Here is an 18,781-nt window from a genome sequence, read left to right as displayed (position 1 = left end):
GTAATGAATGTTGCAGCGACACAGATAGATCCCGCCCCGGTGGCCAGCGCGTTCGACGCGGTGCGCGCCCGGCTGCCGGGAACCGAATCGGTGACCGAGCGGCGCCAGGCGTCGTTCGACGCCTATGCCAGCAAGGGCTTGCCGAACCGCCGGATCGAGGACTGGAAGTACACCGATCTGCGCGTCCTGATGCGCGAGGTGCTGCCGCTGGCGGCGGCGCCGGATCAGGCCGCACTGCAGCGCGCCGGCACGGCGCTGGCGCATCTTGCGACGCGCGACACCACCAAGCTGGTGCTGGTCGACGGCGTGTTCGCGCCGTCCTTGTCCGACCTCGCCGGGCACGAGGCCGCGGTCGAGATCCGCTCGCTGGCCGAGGTGCTGCGCGACGACGGCAACGGCAACCGCGCCGATCTGTTGAATATCAATGCCAGCGCCGACGCGATGATTTCGCTGAACGCGGCGATGGCGACCGACGGCGTGCTGATCACCGTCGCCGACGGCGCGAGCGTCGGCAGGCCGATCCACATCGTCCATGTGGCGACGCAGTCGAAGGCGGCAACTTACAGCCGGTCGTTCCTCAAGCTCGGCAGCGCGGCCCGCGCCACCTTCGTCGAGAGCTTTGTCGCAGCCGAAGGTGCCGCGGCCTATCAGGCCAACGACGCGGTGGTGATCTGGCTCGGCGACGGCGCCGAACTCCAACACGTCCGGCTGATGGAAGACGCGCTGGATGCGATCAACATTTCCACCGCGGTGTTCACGGTCGGCGCCAAGGCCAAGCTCAACACCTTCAACCTGACCTCGGGCGGCGGCGTCAGCCGCTACCAGGGCTTCGTTAGTATCGGTGGCGAGGGCGCCCATGTCGCCACCAACGGCGTTAATTTGCTGAAGGGTACGCAGCACGGCGACACCACGCTGGTGCTCAATCACCTGGTGCCGCATTGCACCAGCCGCGAGGTGTTCCGTGCGGTGCTGGACGGTCGCGGCCACTCGGTGTTCCAGGGCCGCATCAACGTGCATCAGGCGGCGCAGAAGACCGACGCCAAGATGATGACGCGGGCGCTACTGCTGTCCGACGAGGCCGAGGCCGACAACAAGCCGGAGCTGGAGATCTTCGCCGACGACGTCACCTGCGGTCACGGCTCGACCACCGGCGCGTTGGACGAATCGTTGTTGTTCTATCTGCGGGCGCGCGGGCTGAGCGAAAAGGACGCGCAGTCGCTGCTGATCCAGGCCTTCATCGGCGAGGCGATCGAATCGATCGCCGACGACGGCTTGCGCGATCTGGCGATCGCCGCCGGCGAACGCTGGCTGGAGGCACGCTCATGACGACACATCCCGCGGTTTCCAACGGAAGCTATGACGTTGCGCGCGTGCGCGAGGATTTCCCCGCGCTGGCGCTCAAGGTCTACGGCAAGCCGCTGGTGTATCTCGACAACGCCGCCTCGGCGCAGAAGCCGCGCGCGGTGCTCGACCGCATGACGCAGGCCTATGAGAACGAATACGCCAACGTGCATCGCGGGCTGCATTATCTCGCCAACGCCGCGACCGAAGCTTATGAGGGCGGCCGCGCCCGGGTGACCAGCTTCCTCAACGCACGCCGGACGGAAGAAATCATCTTCACCCGCAACGCCACCGAGGCGATCAACCTCGTGGCGTCGTCGTGGGGTGCGCCGAATATCGGCGAGGGCGACGAGATCGTGCTCTCGATCATGGAGCACCATTCCAACATCGTGCCGTGGCATTTCCTGCGCGAACGCCAGGGCGCGGTGATCAAATGGGCGGAGGTCGACGACGACGGCAACTTCCTGCTCGAGGAATTTGAAAAGCAGCTGACGGCGAAGACCAAGCTGGTGGCGATCACCCAGATGTCGAACGCGCTCGGCACCGTGGTGCCGGTCAAGGAGGTGGTGCGGATCGCGCACGCCCGCGGCATTCCGGTTCTGGTCGACGGCAGCCAGGCCGCGGTGCATATGGCGATCGACGTCCAGGACATCGATTGCGACTTCTACATCATGACCGGCCACAAGCTGTACGGCCCGACCGGGATCGGCGTGTTGTACGCCAAATACGATCACCTGGTGGCGATGCGGCCGTATTGCGGCGGCGGCGAGATGATCCGCGAAGTGTCGCGGAACGTCGTTACTTATGGCGATCCGCCGCACAAATTCGAGGCCGGCACGCCGGCGATCGTCGAGGCGGTCGGGCTTGGCGCCGCGATCGACTACGTCAATTCGATCGGCAAGGCGCGGATCGCGGCGCACGAACACGATCTGTTGGACTACGCCCAGGCGCAGCTGCGCGAGATCAACTCGCTGCGGATCATCGGCACCGCGCGCGACAAGGGCCCGGTGATCTCGTTCGAGATGAAGGGCGCGCATCCGCACGACATCGCCACGGTGATCGACCGCTCCGGCATCGCGGTGCGCGCGGGAACTCACTGCGTGATGCCGCTTTTGGAACGATTCCAAGTCACCGCGACATGCCGGGCCTCATTTGGGATGTATAACACCCGCGAGGAAGTCGACCAATTCGTACAGGCGCTGATCAAGGCGCGGGATTTGTTCTCATGACAGATACTGTCGAAGCCCGAACCAGCAACATGCAGACCTCGTCGGCGCTGCCGCCCGAGGAAACCGAACGGCTCGGCAGCGACATCGTCGCGGCGCTGAAGACGGTGTTCGATCCGGAAATTCCGGCTGACATCTACGAGCTCGGGCTGATCTACAAGGTCGACATCAAGGACGACCGCACCGTCGACGTCGAGATGACGCTGACCACGCCGAACTGTCCGGCCGCGGCCGAACTGCCGATCACGGTGGAGAACGCGGTCGCCAGCGTGCCCGGTGTCGGCGTCGTCACCGTCAACATCGTCTGGGAGCCGCCGTGGACCCCGGAGCGGATGACCGACGAAGCGCGGCTCGTGCTGAACATGTGGTAGAGCGGCGCGCCCTGCGGCGCGACGCGGTCGAGACAACCCGGCGGCCTTGAACCGCTGCGAGGATGACGTAGATGACCGACTTGGCTGCAACTACTCCGACGCCCGCGAAGCCCGCGCCACGCCCGCGCCCGCAGGTGATGCGGCTGACCGATGCGGCCGCGCAGCGCGTGCGTGAACTCACCCAGCGCGCGGATTCTGAGATCATCGGGCTGCGGGTCGGGATCAAGAACGGCGGCTGCGCCGGGCAGTCCTATACGGTGGAATACGCCCACGACGTACGGCCGTCCGACGAAGTGGTCGAGGACAAGGGCGTCAAGATCCTGGTCGAGCCGAAGGCGGTGCTGTTCCTGCTCGGCACCGAGATGGACTACAAGGTCGACAAGATGTCGGCGACCTTCGTGTTCAACAACCCGAACCAGATCAGCGCCTGCGGCTGCGGCGAATCGGTGCAGCTGTCGCCGGCCAAGATCGACGGCTGAGCCGAGGCCGCGCACGGCTGGCGCCGACGTCGCTGCGATGCTTGCTGCTACACGAACACGACGTAGCTTCTCCACAGCTCAACAACGGCGCAGAGGTTGGAGTTGCGCTTCAGGAGCAGCCGCGGGCCTCACGCCACCTGCACTTGGTCGCGGCGCAGGTCGTCGCGGTCGACCTCGCAGACCACGCGGTTGCGGCCGTTGCGCTTGGCGGCGTAGAGGCAGGTGTCGGCGCGTTCGATCAGCGCGTCGGTGTCGTCATCGGCGCGCAGCGTCGACACCCCGACCGAGATGGTGACGCGGCCCAGGATCTCGCCGGTGGATTTCTTCTTCAGCTCTTTCGAGGTCACGGTCTGCCGGATGTTCTCGGCGACCGCGATCGCCTGCAGCAGCGTGGTGTTCGGCAGCACCACGGCGAACTCCTCGCCGCCGTAGCGCGCCATGATGTCCTGGCCGTTGATGCTCTGCTTCAGCGACAGCCCGACCAGCCGCAGCACCTGATCGCCGGTGAGGTGGCCGTAGGTGTCGTTGAAGGTCTTGAAGTGATCGATGTCGATCATCAATAGCGCCAGCGGCTGCCGGCTCGCCGCGGCGCAGCGCACCGCGTCGTCGACCGCGCGGTCGAAATGCTTGCGGTTGCTGAGCCCGGTGAGCGGATCGGTCAGGCTCTCGGCGCGGATCGCCTCGAGATTGTGCTGCAGATTGTTGATCTCGAGCTTGGAGGTCATCAGCCGGTTTTCCAACGCGCTGTTGGCCTGCTGCATCTCCCGGGTCGAGGCCACCAGCCGTTCGACCACCGTATTGATCTGGTCGCGATCGGTGGCGAGCGACAGCTTCTGATTGGCGCCGTTGAGATTGTCGCCGAAGCTCGCGGTGAGGCCGAGCGCGTCGGTGATCAGCGTCATCACGTCCTCGATCTCGCTGACCACGCGGGCGCCGATCTTGTCGATGCGGTCGGTGGCGCGGCCGTAGGACAGATAGGCGTCGTAGATCTGTTCGATATCGGCGTCGGTCAGCCGGCCGTTGCGGTCCAGCGTTTCGTTGATGATCTTGTTGAGCGGCGGGTTGTGCCCGGTGGCGTAGATGTACCAGACCTCGTAGTTGCGCGGCACCGCCTCCTGACGCAACGACCTGATCTGCCGCAACGCCACCTCGGCATACGCCATGGTGCGTTCGTGCTCATCCCTGGGTGCAACCACTTTTCGCGTCCCTGCTACGGGCGGCGTTGCCCGAAACCTCGACCGCGGCAATACAGCCGTTAGTATGAGGCCACGCTACGTGGTAGCAGTGAACGTCGGGTAAACGACTGTTGCAAACCCCAGGGGTTACCCCCAGCTTCAGCCGCGTGCGCGCACAGGCCGCAGCAGGAAGGCGGGCAGGTGGGAGTGATCGGCCGGTTCCAGATCCGGCTCGCGCGACGGCCGCGGTGCGGGAGCGCGCCCGATCGACGGGGTCTGCGACGGCGGCAACGGCACCGGCGGCACGAACGGCTTGGCGAGCGCGGGCTCTTCGCTGCGACGCGGCTCGTGGCTGCGTTCGGGGCGATCACCGCGGCTGCGCTCGCGGCGCGGCTTGCGCTCCTCGTGCCCATGCGGCTCCGCACTACGCTCTTCGCGACCGCGAGATTCGGAGGGTTTTCGCGAACTACGCGAGCGCCTTGCCGGGGCTTCTTCAACCGGGGCTTCGACGAAGTCGCTGACCCCGAGGTCGGCCTTGGGAATGTCCTGGCCGATCAGCTTCTCGATCGCGGCGATCGACTTGGTGTCGGACGGGCAGACGATCGAGATCGCGGTTCCGGCGCGGCCGGCGCGGCCGGTGCGGCCGATGCGATGCACGTAGTCGTCGGGGTGATGTGGAACGTCGAAATTGATGACGTGGCTGACCTCGGGGATGTCGAGGCCGCGGGCGGCGACGTCGGACGCCACCAGGATCGGCAGTTCGCCCTTACGGAACTGATCGAGCGCCGCGGTCCGGGCCGACTGTTCCATGTCGCCGTGCAACGCGCCGACGCTGAAGCCGTGCTTCTGCAGCGACTTCGCCAGCAATGCCACTTCGCGCTTGCGGTTGCAGAAGATGATGGCGTTCTGCAGGTCCTTGGCATCGCGCAACAGCCGGCGCAGGGTCTCGCGCTTTTCGTGCGGCTCGCGGCCGGTCGCAACCTGTGACTGGGTGACGGTGACAGCGGTCGAGGCCGGCTTGGAGACCTCGATCTTGACCGGGTTATGCAGGAAGGTCTCGGTGATGCGGCGGATTTCGTTCGGCATCGTCGCGGTGAAGAACAGCGTCTGCCGGGTGAAGGGGACCAGCTTGCAGACCCGCTCGATGTCCGGGATGAAGCCCATGTCCAGCATGCGGTCGGCTTCGTCGATCACCAGCAACTCGACGCCGGTGAGCAACAGCCCGCCGCGCTCGGTGTGATCGAGCAGGCGGCCCGGGGTGGCGATCAGCACGTCGACGCCGCGGGTCAGCTTGATGTCCTGATCGCCGAACGAGACGCCGCCGATCAGGAGCGCGACGTTGAGTTTCTGGCCGGCGCCGTATTTGTCGAACTGTTCCTTGACCTGGGCTGCGAGCTCGCGGGTCGGTTCGAGAATGAGGGTGCGCGGCATCCTGGCGCGGGCGCGGCCCTTTTCCAGCATCGTCAGCATCGGCAGCACGAAGGCCGCGGTCTTGCCGGTGCCGGTCTGGGCGATGCCGAGCACGTCGCGCCGGGCCAGTACGTGGGGAATGGCCTGGTCCTGAATCGGGGTCGGGGTGGTGTAGCCGGTGGCCGCGACGGCGGCGAGCACCTTGTCGGACAGGCCGAGATGGGTAAAAGACATTGAGCCTCTGTTATTGGGCATGATCGGCTCCGAAAACCGGAAAACCTCTTTTCGGGATCACGCCTCTGGTCGAGCCGCCGTTTGATTCTCGGACGTTCACTGTCGCGTCCAACCCCGGAACGGCACGCAAAATTGCACGGGGAATGAGCTACGCTGACAGGCGGCTTACTCGAGTAATCGCGTTTCGATACCGGGCCGCGTCAAGCCGGAACATAGGGGCGAATTGGCCAAAGTCAATCCGCCTTGTGTCCGCAGGGCGCCAAAAGCTTAATGTTTCCGGATAAATGCGCCTCTTTTAGTGGCAGCAGGGCGGCCGCCTGGCGTGCCGGAGCGGGCCGCTTCGCGGGCGACCAGCTGTAACGCCGGCAGTCAGGCGCCGCTGGCGAGCGTCCGGCTGATCCTGGTGACGACGCCGTCCCATCGCCGTTTCTCGGCGGCCGGATAGTTGATCAGCACGCAGTGCATCGCGGTTTGCCCGCGGTTGCAGCGGTTGTACCAGATCTTGCCGTTGCGCACGCTGGAGACCACGAAGAATCGCGGCGTGACCCGGCGATACAGGATGCCGGGCGGCGGGCCCTTCTTGGCGAGAAACGCCGCGGGCGTATCGCCCGACGGGTTCGGCACCGATTGCACGATGAGATCGGCGCGATGATCGGCGGTGAGGAAGCGGCGGCCCGCGCCGGTTTCGACGGCGCCAGCGTCTTCGCTGAAGATATCGGCCGGAATCTCGACGCTGGCGCCGCTTTGCGGCACTTGGTAGCGCTGCCAACCTTGCTGATGTGAACTCTGGGCCGACACCGGGCCGGTGAGGCCGAACAGGGCGATCCCGATCATCAGATGTCGCAGCCGCATGTGATCCTCCGCGCGTGTGCGGCATCAATGCGATCGCGCGGGCTTCGTTCCGGGGAGGGGCGGGCTGGGAAGGGCGCAGGCTGGCTCAGGCGTGCAGTGCCGCTAGCGTCGCGACAGCCAGATCAGCACCGCGCCGCCGAGTGCGGTCAGGCCGCCATAATAGATCCATTGCGTCTGTTTCAGCATGAAGCTGGCTTCCGGCCAGTTGATCAACCCGGCGCCTTGCCCGGTCCAGATCAGGCCCATCAGCAGGGTGAGGATACCGACGATCAGCAGCAGAATGCGCATGGGAGGCTCGCGATGTTGAGGCCAAGGCCGCAAATGATCGCGAGAGTGTAGTGCTGGAGCGGCAAAATGCAAAATGGCACACCGCGTCCTATGGTACAGTTCGGCCAAATGTCACGACGGTTAGATCGAAACAAAATGGCACCCGCATCACACCCCGGCCGGCTTCTGAAACGCGAACTCGGCGCCCGCAAGCTCAGCGCCAACCGTCTGGCGCTGGATCTCGGCGTGCCCTCCGGTCGGATCACCGACATTCTCAATGGCCGGCGGTCGATCACCGCCGACACCGCGGTGCGGCTCGGGCGCTACTTCGGCAATGCCGCGCAATTCTGGCTCGATCTGCAGAGCCAATACGACATCGCCGTGGTCGAGCGTGACAAGGGCGCGGACATCACCAAGCGGGTGCGGCCGGCGGATGCGGCGTAGTTAGCCGGATAGCGCCCCTCGCTCACACGTCCAGCAAATCCTCGCTTGCAAACTCGGCCTTTTCGCTGATGAAGGCGAACCTCGCTTCGGCCTTGGTGCCCATCAGCCGCTCCACCGAATCCGCGGTGCCTTCGCGGTCGATGTCCGCCAGCGTGACGCGCAACAGCGTGCGCTTGGCCGGATCCATGGTGGTTTCCTTGAGCTGCGCCGGCATCATTTCGCCCAAGCCTTTGAAGCGGCCGACGTCGACCTTGGCGTTGGCGTTGAATTCGCTCTTTAAGAGCTGTTCCTTGTGGGCGTCGTCGCGGGCGTAGACCGTCTTGCTGCCGTGGGTCAGGCGATACAGCGGCGGCACCGCCAGATAGAGATGGCCCTCGTCGATCAGCTTGGGCATCTGCCGGTAGAAGAAGGTGATCAGCAGTGAGGCGATATGCGCGCCGTCGACGTCGGCGTCGGTCATGATGATGATCCGCGAATAGCGCAGATCGTCCTCGCGATAATTCGCCCCACTGCCGCAGCCGATCGCCTGCATCAGGTCGGAGAGCTGCGCGTTGGCGGTGAGCTTGTCGCGGGTCGCCGAGGCGACGTTGAGGATCTTGCCGCGCAACGGCAGAATCGCTTGGGTCTTGCGGTCGCGGCCCTGCTTGGCGCTGCCGCCGGCCGAATCGCCTTCGACAATGAACAGTTCGGAGCCTTCCGCCGCGGTGTTGGTGCAGTCGGCGAGCTTGCCGGGCAGCCGCAGCTTCTTCACCGCGGTCTTGCGCGAGATTTCCTTCTCTTGCCGCCGTCGCAATCGCTCGTCGGCACGCTCCAGCACGAATTCCAGCAGCTTGTTGGCCTGCAGCGGATTGCCACTCAGCCAATGGTCGAACGGGTCCTTGATCGCCTGTTCGACGATCTTCTGCGCTTCGGCGGTGGCGAGGCGGTCCTTGGTCTGGCCCTGAAATTCCGGCTCGCGCACGAACACGGAGAGCATCACCGCGGCGCCGACCATGACGTCTTCGGAGGTGATCGACGAGGCGCGCTTGCCCTGGCCGGCGCGCTCGGCGTGATCTTTGAGGCCGCGGAGCAAAGCGGAGCGCATGCCGGCTTCATGGGTGCCGCCGTCCGGCGTCGGCACGGTGTTGCAGTAGGACGAGAGAAAGCCGTCGGCGTCGGCGGTCCACGCCACCGCCCATTCGCAGCCGCCATGGGCGCCGACCCGGCCGGAGCGGCCGGAGAAGATGTCGGGATGCACCAAGGTGTCGCTGTGGATCGCGGCGCCGAGAAAGTCCTTCAGACCGCCGGGGAAGTGGAAAGTGTCTTCGGCCGGCACTCCCTCCAGGCCCTTTAACAGTTCCGGATCGCAATGCCAGCGGATCTCGACGCCGCCGAACAGATAGGCCTTCGAGCGCGCCATCTTGAACAGCCGCTGCGGCTTGAACGCCGCCTTGGCGCCGAAAATCTCGACGTCGGGCTTGAAGCGGATCTTGGTGCCGCGGCGGTTGTTGACCTTGCCGAGGCTCTCCAGCTTGCCCTTGGGCTGGCCGCGCTCGAAGGTCATCTTGTAGAGCTGCTGGCCGCGCGCCACCTCGACTTCGAGCAGGCTCGACAGCGCGTTGACCACGCTGACGCCGACGCCGTGCAGGCCGCCCGAGGTCTCGTAGACCTTGCTGTCGAACTTGCCGCCGGAATGCAGCGTGCACATGATGACTTCGAGCGCGCTCTTCTTCGGGAATTTGGGGTGCGGATCGACCGGGATGCCGCGGCCATTGTCGGAGACGGTGAGGAAGCCGTCGGCGCTGAGTTCCACCTCGATGAAGGTGGCGTGGCCGGCCAGCGCCTCGTCCATCGAGTTGTCGATCACCTCGGCGAACAGATGGTGCAGCGCCTTCTCGTCGGTGCCGCCGATATACATGCCGGGCCGGCGCCGCACCGGCTCCAGCCCCTCCAGCACCTCGATGTCGGCGGCGGTATAATCGCCCTCGGCGCTCGGGGCGCGCGGGGCCGCCTTCGGCGCAGCCGGGAGTTTCGTCTGCGGAGCCCCGAACAGGTCCTCCGCCGCCTTCGACTTGGTGTTAGCCTTCAATGCCTTGGCCATGGGTCCTAATGTCTTGCGTGCAGCTTGCGCTGCGAATCGGTGACCCTGACTATGCCACGGAAGGGTTGCAAATGTGACGCCGCCCCCCGGCTGGGGCTATTCCGCATCCGGCTTTGTGACTTGATGTGATCGCGGCGGGCGGCGTAGCTGTTCCCGCGGCTCCGGCCGTCACAAAGCGTTCGATGAGGCGCCGGCGGTAGGCGGCGGCAGATGAGGCAAGGCAGGTATGGAAGGCGCGGTGCGCGATCTGATCGAGTTCGTGCGACTGCACCAGGCCTGGGCCGCGCCGATCGTGATGCTGCTGGCGTTCGGCGAATCGCTGGCGTTCATTTCGCTGCTGGTCCCGGCATGGGGCGCCTTGGTGGCGATCGGGGCGCTGATCGGGCCGAGCGAACTGTCGTTCTGGCCGATCTGCCTCGCCGGTGCGCTGGGCGCAGCACTTGGCGATTGGCTGTCGTACTGGTTCGGCAATCGCTACAAGCAGCAGGTGGCGCAGATCTGGCCGCTGTCGCTGTATCCGGCGCTGCTGCCGCGCGGCGAGGCCTTTGTCCGCAAATGGGGGGTGCCGAGCATCTTCCTCGGCCGGTTCTTCGGCCCGTTGCGCGCCTCGGTGCCGCTGGCGGCGGGGATTTTCGAGATGCCGTATTGGCCGTTCCAGATCGCCAATTTCGTCTCGGCGGTGGTGTGGTCCGCGGTGCTGCTGGTGTTCGGCGACGTGATTTCACTGATCGTGGCATGGGTCTGGGCCGCGCTGTAGCGGCCGTCGCCGTCGCCCTGTCACGCAAACGCTGCTAGATTCATCGTGACCAATTGGACGGGCCGCAAGCCACCGTCGCGCAAGGGAGAATTTTGCCATGAAGCTGTCACGCCGTGATGCCCTGACCGGGGCCGCCGTGCTGGCCGCCGCGCCATTGTTGTCGCGCGCGCCGGCGCTGGCCGCGGCCCCGCTCGCCGACAAGCAGGCGCCGAGTTTCTATCGCTACAAGGTCGGCGACATTCTGGTCACCGTGGTGTCCGATGGGGCGGCGACGTTTCCGCTGGCCGACAAATTCGTCGTCAACGTCGACAAGAGCGAGGTCAACGCCGCGCTGGAAAAGGCCTTCCGGCCGAAGGACAAGATCACCATCAGCTTCGGTCCCTTGGTGCTGAACAGCGGCGGCAAGACCGTGGTGGTCGACACCGGCAGTGGCGCCGCGGCGTTCGACAAGAGCAAGGGCGCGATCGGCCAGTTCGCCGCGAACAGCGCCGCTGCCGGGCTCGATCCGAAAGCGGTCGATGCCGTGGTGATCTCGCATTTCCACGGCGACCACGTCGACGGCCTCTTGACCGCCGACAACCAGCCGGCGTTTCCCAATGCCGAGATCCTGGTCCCGGCTGCAGAGTGGAAGTACTTCATGGACGACGGCGAGATGAGCCGGGCGCCGGCCGGCCGGATGCAGGCGGTGTTCGCCGACAACCGCCGGGTGTTCGACGCCTTGAAGCGCAAGGTGACGCCGTACGAATGGGGCAAGGACATAGCCCCCGGTCTGCTCGCGGTGGAGACCGCCGGCCATACCCCCGGCCACACCTCGTTCGTGCTGTCGTCGGGCAACGACCGCGTGTTCATCCAGTCCGACGTCACCAACAATCCGGACCTGTTCGCGCGCAACCCGGGCTGGCACGTCACTTTCGATCAGATCCCTGATCAGGCCGAAGCCACCCGCCGCAAGGTCTACGACATGCTGGTGGCGGAGCGGCTGCAGGTGCAGGGCTATCACTACCCGTTCCCCGGCCTCGGCAACATCGAGAAGGACGGCGCCGGCTATCGGGTGGTGCCGGCGTTGTGGAATCCGGCGATCTGAGGGCGCGCCGTCAGATCGTGACTGACGTGCGGCGGAGCTGATCAGGTACGACGCCCGACACGTCATGGCTCGTCCCGGCCATCCACGCCCACGAGCGACGCCTTGCCTGTTTCCGTGGATGGCCGCGACGAGCGCGGCCATGACGCGGAGGGGTGAGTGTCTTTCGAGACGACTTCATGAGTAGCAATCAGCAGGCGACGCACGGCGGGGTCGTGCCCCGGACGCAGCGCAGCGCGCCGCGCTTGCGGCGTGGTGCGCTGCAGATCCGGGGCCGTTACGGACCGCATGACTTGGAACGGTCCCGGCTCGCGCGCAGCGCTTGCGCGCTGCGTCGCGTCCGGGACACAGGCTGCTAGTAATCGCATGCTGCCCTTGACGCCCCGGCGCCGCGGCCGTATCAACCAGGCATGACCACCATGTCGACCGCCAAACACGCCGTCCGTCGCCGCATCTTCGCGGCAGGAGCGGTGTTGCGCGTCTTCGACTGACACGCCAGCGATCGACCTTCCTGCTGCCGGAGCTTTCCGCGGCAGGTTTTTTCCAAAAAATTCTCTCGTGGTCTGATCCGGCGGCTCCTTAACGCACCAGGAGCCTGCCATGTACACCCCGCCTAGATTTCAGCCTGACCGCGCCGCCATGCTCGGCTTTGCCGCCGCGCGCGGTTTCGGCACCGTCTGCGCCTGGGACGGCGGCAAGCCGCTCGGCGCCGCAGTGCCGTTCGCGATCGAATTCTCCTCCGACGGCACACCGCTGTTGACGTTCCACGTGGCAAGGCAGAACCCGCTGGCCCGGCTCGGCGACGGCCGCAGGCCGTGGCTGATGGCGGTGAACGGCGCCGACGCCTATGTCTCGGCCGACTGGTACGCGTCGCCCGATCAGGTGCCAACCTGGCTGTATCAGAGCGTGCATCTGAGCGGACCGGCGGCGTTGATGTCGGACCGCGAACTCGACCAGCATCTTGACGGCGTCAGCGCGGCATTCGAAAGCTCTCTGGCGCCGAAGCCGCCGTGGCGGTTTGCCAAGATGGCGGCGGGGCGGCGCGAGGCGATGAAGCGGGCGATCGTGGGCGTGATGATGCGGGTGGACGAGGTCGAGGGCAGCTTCAAGCTGAACCAGCACAAATCCGACGCCGACCATGTCGCGGTGACGACGGCGCTGTCGGCGCGTGAGGATTTTTCCGCGCGGCGCGTGGCGGCGCAGCTGCGCGCGATGCGGCCGCAACTTTTTGCAGATACCCCCAGCGACGCGGCGTTGGCCGCGGGAGAGACCAGATGACTAAGAAGAAGATCGGCATCCTCGGCGCCTCCGGGTACACCGGCGCGGAACTGGTGCGGCTGTTGCTGCGCCATCCCAAGGTGGAGCTGGTGCTGCTGACCGCCGACCGCCGCGCCGGCCAAGCGATGGGCGACGTGTTCCCGCAATTTGCGCCCTATGAGCTGCCGCAACTGGTGGCGATCGACAGCGTCGACTGGGCGGCGCTTCAGCTCGATCTGGTGTTCTGCGCGCTGCCGCACGCCACCACGCAAGTCGTGCTGAAAGACCTGCTGGCGAAAGCGCCGGACACCAAGGTGGTCGACCTGTCGGCCGACTTCCGGCTCGACGATGCCGCGGCCTACGCCAAATGGTACGGCCACGAGCACCAGGCGCTGGAGCTGCAAAAGGAGGCGGTGTACGGCCTCGTCGAAGTCTATCGCCGCGACATCAAGAAGGCGCGGCTGGTCGCCAATCCGGGCTGCTACACGTCGTGTGCGCAATTGCCGTTGGTGCCGCTGTTGAAGGCCAAGGCGATCGAGCCCGACGAGATCGTGATCGACGCCAAATCCGGCATGACCGGCGCCGGCCGCGCCGCCAAGGAAGCGATGCTGTTCTCGGAAGTCTCCGAGGGCTTCAACGCCTATGGCGTCGGCCATCATCGCCACATGGCCGAACTCGATCAGGAGTTCTCCAAGGCCGCCGGCAAGCCCGTCGTGGTGTCGTTCACGCCGCATCTGTTGCCGATCAACCGCGGCATCCTGTCGACGATCTATGTGCGCGGCCGGCGCGGCAAGACCGCGCAGGAATTGCACGCGATTCTGGTCGAGACCTACGCCAAGGAACCGTTCGTGCATGTGCTGCCGTTCGGCCAGACGCCGCATACGCGGCATGTGCGCGGCTCCAACATGACGATGATCGGCGTCGCCGCCGACCGCATCGAGGGCCGCGCCATCATCGTCAGCGTGCTCGACAATCTCACCAAGGGCGCCTCGGGGCAGGCGGTGCAGAACATGAACCTGATGCTGGGCTTTGCCGAGTCGACGGGCATCGATCAGCCAGCGATGTTTCCGTGAGCGATTTCCCCCGTCGTTTTCGTATGCGGTGCGACACCGGCTGCCGGCTCCCTCTCCCATGGGGAGAGGGCTGGGGTGAGGGGGTACGGCATATCGATAGGTCATAACCCCTCACCCGGATTGCTACGCAATCCGACCTCTCCCCATGGGAGAGGTGACCTGACGGCGCGCCCGCAACACCATCGCAGCATCAAGCGCAGGATCACCCGTGACCAACACCAGCTCCGACGACGCCACGCTCAAGTTCTATCGCGGCAATGCCGCGGCCTATGCGCAGCGGCAGCCGCGCGGCACCGAACACATGCAGCGATTCCTGGCGGCGTTGCCGCCGGGCGGATCGATCCTCGAGCTCGGCTGCGGCGCCGGCTATCAGGCGGCGCAGATGATCGCGGCCGGCTTCGACGTGCATCCGACCGACGGCTCGGCGGAGATGGCCGCGCAGGCCGCGCAGCGGCTGGGCCGCGATGTGAAGACCATGCTGTTCCACGAACTCGACGCGGACGCGGCCTATGACGGGGTGTGGGCCTATGCCTGCCTGCTGCACGTGCCGCGCGATGAGTTGGCGAGCGTGCTGGCGCGGGTGTGGCGCGCGCTGAAGCCGGGCGGCTGGTTCTATGCCAGCTTCAAATCCGGCGACGGCGAGGGACGGGACAAGCTTGCGCGCTACTACAACTATCCGTCGGAAGAGTGGCTTCGCGCGCGTTACGCGGAGGCGGGGGATTGGGCATCGATCGACGTCGCGCACGACGAAGGCAAGGGGTTCGACGGCGAGCTGGCGAGCTTCCTGCACGTCCTGGTGCAGAAGCAAGCGTAGCGGCGCGTTCGGGCGAGTCGCCGAACTGTGATCGGCGAGGGCAGCCCGCCGCGCCATCGCGGCGACAATCCGGTTGACGCGTCGCGCGCCGCATCTTTGAATAGCAACGAACGCGATCGCCACCATCAAGAGGACACCGCATGACCCCGACGCCCGTTGTCGCGTTGTTGACCGCCTCGGCGCTGCTCGGGTTGTATCTTTTGCTGTTGTATCTGCGCGGCGAGCGCAAGCAGGGCTTGGTCGCGCTGCATCTGTTGCTCGGCTTCGGCGGGCTGGAAACTCTGGTGATGCTGCTGCACGGCGCGCCGGACGGCGCCACCTTCGCCGCACCCGGCTCGTTCGCCAAGATCGCCGCGGGGCTGTTCGCGGTGTCGGCGTTTTCCGGATTCATCGCAGCACTCGCGCGGCGCTCGCCGGTGGCGGCGAACGTCGTGCTCGGCACCCACGTCACCGTGGGGATGGCCGGCTTCGCGCTGCTGCTGGCGGCGCTGTCGGCGGTGTAATCTCGCCGCTTGAGCATTCTGGTTGGGATTGAAGCATCCAACCCAAGTTCAGTCGTCATTCCGGATTGCGAGTTCGAAGAACGAGCAACTCCGGAATCCATACTCCCCACAGGGGTTATGGATTCCGGGCTCGCTCGCAGCTTGCGCTGCTCGCGCCCCGGAATGACAGCGGGGCTGTCGAAGCGCAGCAATCCGATTCGGATATTCGTCAGACGATCTGGAACACCGCCAGCGCCAGCACCACTTGGGCGGCGAAGCCGACCACGAAGGCCAGCGTGCGGGCGACCGGAATGCCGAGCGTGTAGACGATGGCGTGCACCAGCCGGGCCCAGAAATAGCTCGCCGCCGCCAGCACCGTCCATTGATTGGAATAATCGATGGTGTTGAGGATCAGCACCAGGGTGGCGAACACCACCAGGTTTTCGGCGGCGTTCTCATGCGCGAACATCATCCGGGTCGCCCACGGCGCCTGCGGCTTGTCGGTGCGCGACGGGTTGGCCATCGCGCCCGACAGCCCGCGCACCTGCACCCGGTTGAGGATGTAGGGTAGCCACATCACCCCGGTCAGCATCGCCGTCAGCGTCAGCCAGAACAATTCGCGAGTCATCGTAGTATCCTTTTCAAAGCAATTGGGAGTGTCGGTAGCGGCATGATGTGGTCATTCCGGGGCGCGCGCCCAGCGAGCCGGACCGAAACAGCGATCAAGGAAATCAGGCGTTAAATGCGTCATTGCGAGGAGCTCTTGCGACGAAGCAATCCAGGGCCGCGCGTGAGGCCCCTGGATTGCTTTGCCCTTCGTTCGGCGCTGCGCGCCGCCCTCGGCTCGCAATGACGGCCCGCGGTTGGAGGAGTCGCGTGGTTGCGACGATCGCTCAGGCGCGCACCCGGACGTAACTGCCGGGCGCGTCTTCGAGCGGCGGCAGCGCCTCGGTGCCGACGCTGCGCGCCGGGACTTGTTCGGGGTCGATGCCGGCCAGCCATTGCCGCCAGTCCGGCCACCACGAGCCCTTGTGCTCCTGCGCGCCCTTGATCCATTCGGCGACGGTCGACGCGGTGCTGGCCTCGTTGGTCCAGTACTGATATTTGCCGGCGGCCGGCGGGTTGATCACGCCGGCGATGTGGCCGGAGCCGGACAGCACGTATTTCACCGGCCCGCCGAAGAATTGCGAGCCGTACAGCACGGATTCCGCCGGCGCGATGTGGTCCTCGCGGGTGGCGAGGTTGTAGATCGGCACCTTGACCTTGGAGAGGTCGAGCAGCGTGTTGTCCAGCACCATGGTGCCGGCCGACAGCCGGTTGTCGAGATAGCAGTTGCGTAAGTAGTAGGAGTGGTTCGCCGCCGGCATCCGCGTGGAGTCGGAATTCCAATGCAGCAGGTCGAACGCCGAGGGCGGCTGGCCCTTCAGATAGTTGTTGACCACGTAGGACCAGATCAGGTCGTTGGAGCGCAGCATGTTGAAGGCCATCGCCATCTTGGAGCCTTCCAGCACGCCGCTGGTCTGCATCTCGCGCTCCAGCGCGGCGATCTGGTCCTCGTCGACGAACACCAACAGATCGCCGGCATTGCTGAAATCGACCTGGGTGGTGAGCAGCGTCGCCGAGGTGACGCGGACCCGGCGCTTTTCGGCGAGCCACGCCAGTGTCGCGGCGAGCAGCGTGCCGCCGACGCAGTAACCGATGGTGTGCACCTTCATCTCGCCGGTGACCTTCTCGACGATGTCCATCGCGGTCAGCGGACCCTGCTTCATGTAGTCGTCGAAGGTCTTGTGGCTGAGGCGCTTGTCGGGATTGACCCAGGAGATCACGAACACCGTGAGGCCCTGATCGACGCACCATTTGATGAAGGATTTGTCCGGCTTCAGATCCAGGATGTAGTATTTGTTGATCCACGGCGGCACGATCAGCAGCGGCGTGCGCAGCACCGTCTCGGTGGCCGGGTGATATTGGATGAGCTGCATCAGCTCGTTCTGGAAGATCACCTTGCCGGGCGTGGTCGCCATGTTGACGCCGACCGCGAGATTGGCCGGGTCGGACTGCCGGATCCGCAATTGGCCGTTGCCGGCGGCGATGTCCTCGGCCAGCATGGTCATGCCGCGCACCAGATTGTCGGCGTTCGACGAAAGCGTCTCGCGCAGCACCTCCGGATTGGTCAGCACGAAATTCGACGGCGCCAGCGCGTTGGTGATCTGCTGGATGTAGAATTCGGCTTTCTTCTTGATGTGCGGGTCGATGCCTTCGGCGTCGCGCACCAGCTGGTAGGCCCATTGCGTGGTCAACAGATAGGCCTGCACCAGGAAGTCGAAGAACGGGCTGGACTTCCATTCCGGCGCGCTGAACCGCTTGTCGCGCGGCGGCACTTCGATCGCCGCGGCCGCCTCTTCGCCGGCCATCCGGCGCGCCGCGGCGCCCCACAGATCGAGGTAGGACTTGCCGAGCTTGGTCTGGATCTCGGCGGCGCGGTCCTTGTCGGACAGCCAGTAGTTGGCGATCGTCGACAGCGTCTTCACCACCTCGGTGATTTCCGGCGGCGGCTTGTCGAGCGGCTCGGCGGATTCGCGCGGCTTCAGATAGGTGGCGAGCGCCTTGCCGCTGCTCTCCATGGCGCGCGCCAGATTGAGCGCAAACGCCTCGGGGTTGAAGCTCGGGGTCGCCTTGGTTTCAGGAGTCGCCTTGGTTTCGGTAATGATCTCACTCATTTCGCGCCACTCACATGGGTCCGTCTCGAAATCCCAACGCGGTCTGTCACCGCTTGCTGCAATGATGGCACAGTTCGCGGATTGTCGCTGATCTCAATGTATGGCAGTGCGACAAAATGCTCGGTTTCGGTCATAATGGCGACCTGTTGCCCGGTTCTGCTGAGTTTGCCTGACGGGTCAAAGCCGGGATCGTTGCGGTATCGCGGTGAACGGCGGGTTGAGGCGGGCTTGGCAGTATTCCGCGACAAGGTTATTGAGGCACGATGCGAAACGATGTGACACCGAGCGTGATCGGCTTCAAAGGGCGAGGGCGGCTCGCCGTCGCGGCGCTGCTCGCCGCCGTGGCGCTCGGCGGCTGCTCGATGCCGCTCTCCGAGTTCGGCAGCACCGACGCCTCCACGGCCAGGGATAGCGACGGCTTTCTGGCGGTGAACGCGCTGCCGGCCGGGCGGGAAGAAAAGGCCATGGAACCCGGCGAACGCAGCAAGCTGGAAGGCGAGCTGGTCGCCGCACGCGAGAAGCAGACCGCCGCGGCCGCAGCCGCCGTCGCCGCCGGCTCGATCACCGCCAACGCCGCGCCGCCGGCCGCGAAATAGCACCGGCACTCACTGGTATCGCAGCTTCGACGTGGTAAGATTGTTCCGGCTCGGCGAAGTCCGGGCCACCTCCGCGACGCATGCCAGCCACGCCGGCCAAGCTGCGCCAAATCGCGAAAACTGCG

The 18,781-nt window shown here is 65.6% G+C and carries 19 protein-coding genes; 12 read left to right on the top strand and 7 right to left on the bottom strand.

Going from position 1 to position 18,781, the window contains the following annotated elements:
• Window positions 1-3: 3 nt before the first annotated feature.
• From sufD to HNR60_RS02905, 4 genes are all read left to right on the top strand, one after another.
• Complete coding sequence (gene sufD, locus HNR60_RS02920) at window positions 4-1,326, top strand: Fe-S cluster assembly protein SufD (protein WP_184254108.1); 1,323 nt, start codon at window positions 4-6, stop codon at window positions 1,324-1,326.
• A complete protein-coding gene (locus HNR60_RS02915) occupies window positions 1,323-2,570 on the top strand; it encodes a cysteine desulfurase (RefSeq protein ID WP_184254106.1) in 1,248 nt (415 codons plus the stop codon). Before sufD ends, HNR60_RS02915 begins: the two co-directional genes overlap by 4 nt.
• Window positions 2,567-2,938 (top strand): SUF system Fe-S cluster assembly protein, encoded by a 372-nt coding sequence (locus tag HNR60_RS02910; protein ID WP_184254104.1) that lies wholly within the window; start codon window positions 2,567-2,569, stop codon window positions 2,936-2,938. The genes HNR60_RS02915 and HNR60_RS02910 overlap by 4 nt, the downstream gene beginning before the upstream one ends.
• Window positions 2,939-3,009: 71 nt before the next feature.
• Window positions 3,010-3,417, top strand: a complete 408-nt coding sequence (locus HNR60_RS02905) for a HesB/IscA family protein (protein ID WP_184254102.1) — start codon at window positions 3,010-3,012, stop codon at window positions 3,415-3,417.
• A 128-nt stretch (window positions 3,418-3,545) separates the two neighbouring features.
• On the opposite strand, the gene HNR60_RS02900 is transcribed toward HNR60_RS02905, so the two are convergent.
• From HNR60_RS02900 to HNR60_RS02885, 4 genes are all read right to left on the bottom strand, one after another.
• Window positions 3,546-4,613 (bottom strand): diguanylate cyclase, encoded by a 1,068-nt coding sequence (locus HNR60_RS02900; protein WP_184254100.1) that lies wholly within the window; start codon window positions 4,611-4,613, stop codon window positions 3,546-3,548.
• Between the two features lie 138 nt (window positions 4,614-4,751).
• On the bottom strand, window positions 4,752-6,236 hold the full coding sequence (locus HNR60_RS02895; RefSeq protein ID WP_184254098.1) for a DEAD/DEAH box helicase: 1,485 nt from the start codon (window positions 6,234-6,236) through the stop codon (window positions 4,752-4,754).
• Between the two features lie 369 nt (window positions 6,237-6,605).
• The gene (locus tag HNR60_RS02890) at window positions 6,606-7,088 is read right to left on the bottom strand and encodes a hypothetical protein (RefSeq protein ID WP_184254096.1); all 483 of its coding nucleotides are present in this window, start codon (window positions 7,086-7,088) and stop codon (window positions 6,606-6,608) included.
• A gap of 102 nt (window positions 7,089-7,190) precedes the next feature.
• Window positions 7,191-7,376 (bottom strand): hypothetical protein, encoded by a 186-nt coding sequence (locus tag HNR60_RS02885; RefSeq protein WP_184254094.1) that lies wholly within the window; start codon window positions 7,374-7,376, stop codon window positions 7,191-7,193.
• A 135-nt stretch (window positions 7,377-7,511) separates the two neighbouring features.
• Here HNR60_RS02885 and HNR60_RS02880 point away from each other — a divergent pair, with 135 nt between their 5' ends.
• On the top strand, window positions 7,512-7,799 hold the full coding sequence (locus tag HNR60_RS02880; RefSeq protein ID WP_184254092.1) for a HigA family addiction module antitoxin: 288 nt from the start codon (window positions 7,512-7,514) through the stop codon (window positions 7,797-7,799).
• Window positions 7,800-7,821: 22 nt separating this feature from the next.
• On the opposite strand, the gene parE is transcribed toward HNR60_RS02880, so the two are convergent.
• Window positions 7,822-9,879: a DNA topoisomerase IV subunit B gene (parE, locus tag HNR60_RS02875; RefSeq protein ID WP_184254090.1), complete on the bottom strand. Its 2,058-nt coding sequence runs from the start codon at window positions 9,877-9,879 to the stop codon at window positions 7,822-7,824.
• 226 nt (window positions 9,880-10,105) lie between these two features.
• On the opposite strand from parE, the gene HNR60_RS02870 reads away from it, so the two are divergent.
• From HNR60_RS02870 to HNR60_RS02845, 6 genes are all read left to right on the top strand, one after another.
• Window positions 10,106-10,636, top strand: coding sequence for a DedA family protein (locus tag HNR60_RS02870; RefSeq protein WP_184254088.1), 531 nt, complete (start codon window positions 10,106-10,108; stop codon window positions 10,634-10,636).
• Window positions 10,637-10,733: 97 nt separating this feature from the next.
• Window positions 10,734-11,720: an MBL fold metallo-hydrolase gene (locus HNR60_RS02865; protein ID WP_184254086.1), complete on the top strand. Its 987-nt coding sequence runs from the start codon at window positions 10,734-10,736 to the stop codon at window positions 11,718-11,720.
• A gap of 597 nt (window positions 11,721-12,317) precedes the next feature.
• Entirely contained in the window at window positions 12,318-12,995 is a 678-nt protein-coding gene (locus tag HNR60_RS02860; RefSeq protein WP_184254084.1) for an FMN-binding negative transcriptional regulator, read from the top strand.
• Entirely contained in the window at window positions 12,992-14,047 is a 1,056-nt protein-coding gene (argC, locus tag HNR60_RS02855) for an N-acetyl-gamma-glutamyl-phosphate reductase (protein WP_184254082.1), read from the top strand. Before HNR60_RS02860 ends, argC begins: the two co-directional genes overlap by 4 nt.
• Window positions 14,048-14,255: 208 nt before the next feature.
• Entirely contained in the window at window positions 14,256-14,861 is a 606-nt protein-coding gene (locus HNR60_RS02850) for a methyltransferase domain-containing protein (protein ID WP_184254080.1), read from the top strand.
• 140 nt (window positions 14,862-15,001) lie between these two features.
• A complete protein-coding gene (locus tag HNR60_RS02845; protein ID WP_184254078.1) occupies window positions 15,002-15,364 on the top strand; it encodes a hypothetical protein in 363 nt (120 codons plus the stop codon).
• Window positions 15,365-15,572: 208 nt separating this feature from the next.
• Here the strand turns inward: HNR60_RS02845 and HNR60_RS02840 are convergent, their stop codons facing one another.
• Window positions 15,573-15,971: an MAPEG family protein gene (locus HNR60_RS02840; protein WP_184254076.1), complete on the bottom strand. Its 399-nt coding sequence runs from the start codon at window positions 15,969-15,971 to the stop codon at window positions 15,573-15,575.
• A gap of 265 nt (window positions 15,972-16,236) precedes the next feature.
• The gene (locus HNR60_RS02835) at window positions 16,237-18,060 is read right to left on the bottom strand and encodes a PHA/PHB synthase family protein (RefSeq protein WP_184254074.1); all 1,824 of its coding nucleotides are present in this window, start codon (window positions 18,058-18,060) and stop codon (window positions 16,237-16,239) included.
• Window positions 18,061-18,347: 287 nt separating this feature from the next.
• On the opposite strand from HNR60_RS02835, the gene HNR60_RS02830 reads away from it, so the two are divergent.
• Window positions 18,348-18,656 carry a transposase gene (locus tag HNR60_RS02830; protein ID WP_347339293.1) on the top strand — a complete coding sequence of 103 codons (309 nt, stop codon included), beginning with the start codon at window positions 18,348-18,350 and terminating at the stop codon, window positions 18,654-18,656.
• The last annotated feature ends 125 nt before the right edge of the window (window positions 18,657-18,781 follow it).

It is taken from the genome of Rhodopseudomonas rhenobacensis (genome assembly GCF_014203125.1).
In the GTDB taxonomy this organism is placed as follows: domain Bacteria; phylum Pseudomonadota; class Alphaproteobacteria; order Rhizobiales; family Xanthobacteraceae; genus Rhodopseudomonas_A; species Rhodopseudomonas_A rhenobacensis.
The sequence above is the reverse complement of the archived record's forward strand: the minus strand, read 5'-3'. Positions and strand labels throughout refer to the sequence as shown.

Excerpts from the sequence above, each read along its gene's own strand:
- parE (WP_184254090.1), bottom strand. The coding sequence starts at position 9,879 with ATGGCCAAGGCATTGAAGGCTAACACCAAGTCGAAGGCGGCGGAGGAC.
- HNR60_RS02835 (WP_184254074.1), bottom strand. The coding sequence starts at position 18,060 with ATGAGTGAGATCATTACCGAAACCAAGGCGACTCCTGAAACCAAGGCG.
- HNR60_RS02860 (WP_184254084.1), top strand. The coding sequence starts at position 12,318 with ATGTACACCCCGCCTAGATTTCAGCCTGACCGCGCCGCCATGCTCGGC.
- HNR60_RS02880 (WP_184254092.1), top strand. The coding sequence starts at position 7,512 with ATGGCACCCGCATCACACCCCGGCCGGCTTCTGAAACGCGAACTCGGC.
- HNR60_RS02895 (WP_184254098.1), bottom strand. The coding sequence starts at position 6,236 with ATGTCTTTTACCCATCTCGGCCTGTCCGACAAGGTGCTCGCCGCCGTC.
- HNR60_RS02870 (WP_184254088.1), top strand. The coding sequence starts at position 10,106 with ATGGAAGGCGCGGTGCGCGATCTGATCGAGTTCGTGCGACTGCACCAG.
- HNR60_RS02845 (WP_184254078.1), top strand. The coding sequence starts at position 15,002 with ATGACCCCGACGCCCGTTGTCGCGTTGTTGACCGCCTCGGCGCTGCTC.
- HNR60_RS02890 (WP_184254096.1), bottom strand. The coding sequence starts at position 7,088 with ATGCGGCTGCGACATCTGATGATCGGGATCGCCCTGTTCGGCCTCACC.
- HNR60_RS02885 (WP_184254094.1), bottom strand. The coding sequence starts at position 7,376 with ATGCGCATTCTGCTGCTGATCGTCGGTATCCTCACCCTGCTGATGGGC.
- HNR60_RS02910 (WP_184254104.1), top strand. The coding sequence starts at position 2,567 with ATGACAGATACTGTCGAAGCCCGAACCAGCAACATGCAGACCTCGTCG.
- HNR60_RS02905 (WP_184254102.1), top strand. The coding sequence starts at position 3,010 with ATGACCGACTTGGCTGCAACTACTCCGACGCCCGCGAAGCCCGCGCCA.
- argC (WP_184254082.1), top strand. The coding sequence starts at position 12,992 with ATGACTAAGAAGAAGATCGGCATCCTCGGCGCCTCCGGGTACACCGGC.
- HNR60_RS02865 (WP_184254086.1), top strand. The coding sequence starts at position 10,734 with ATGAAGCTGTCACGCCGTGATGCCCTGACCGGGGCCGCCGTGCTGGCC.
- HNR60_RS02915 (WP_184254106.1), top strand. The coding sequence starts at position 1,323 with ATGACGACACATCCCGCGGTTTCCAACGGAAGCTATGACGTTGCGCGC.
- sufD (WP_184254108.1), top strand. The coding sequence starts at position 4 with ATGAATGTTGCAGCGACACAGATAGATCCCGCCCCGGTGGCCAGCGCG.
- HNR60_RS02840 (WP_184254076.1), bottom strand. The coding sequence starts at position 15,971 with ATGACTCGCGAATTGTTCTGGCTGACGCTGACGGCGATGCTGACCGGG.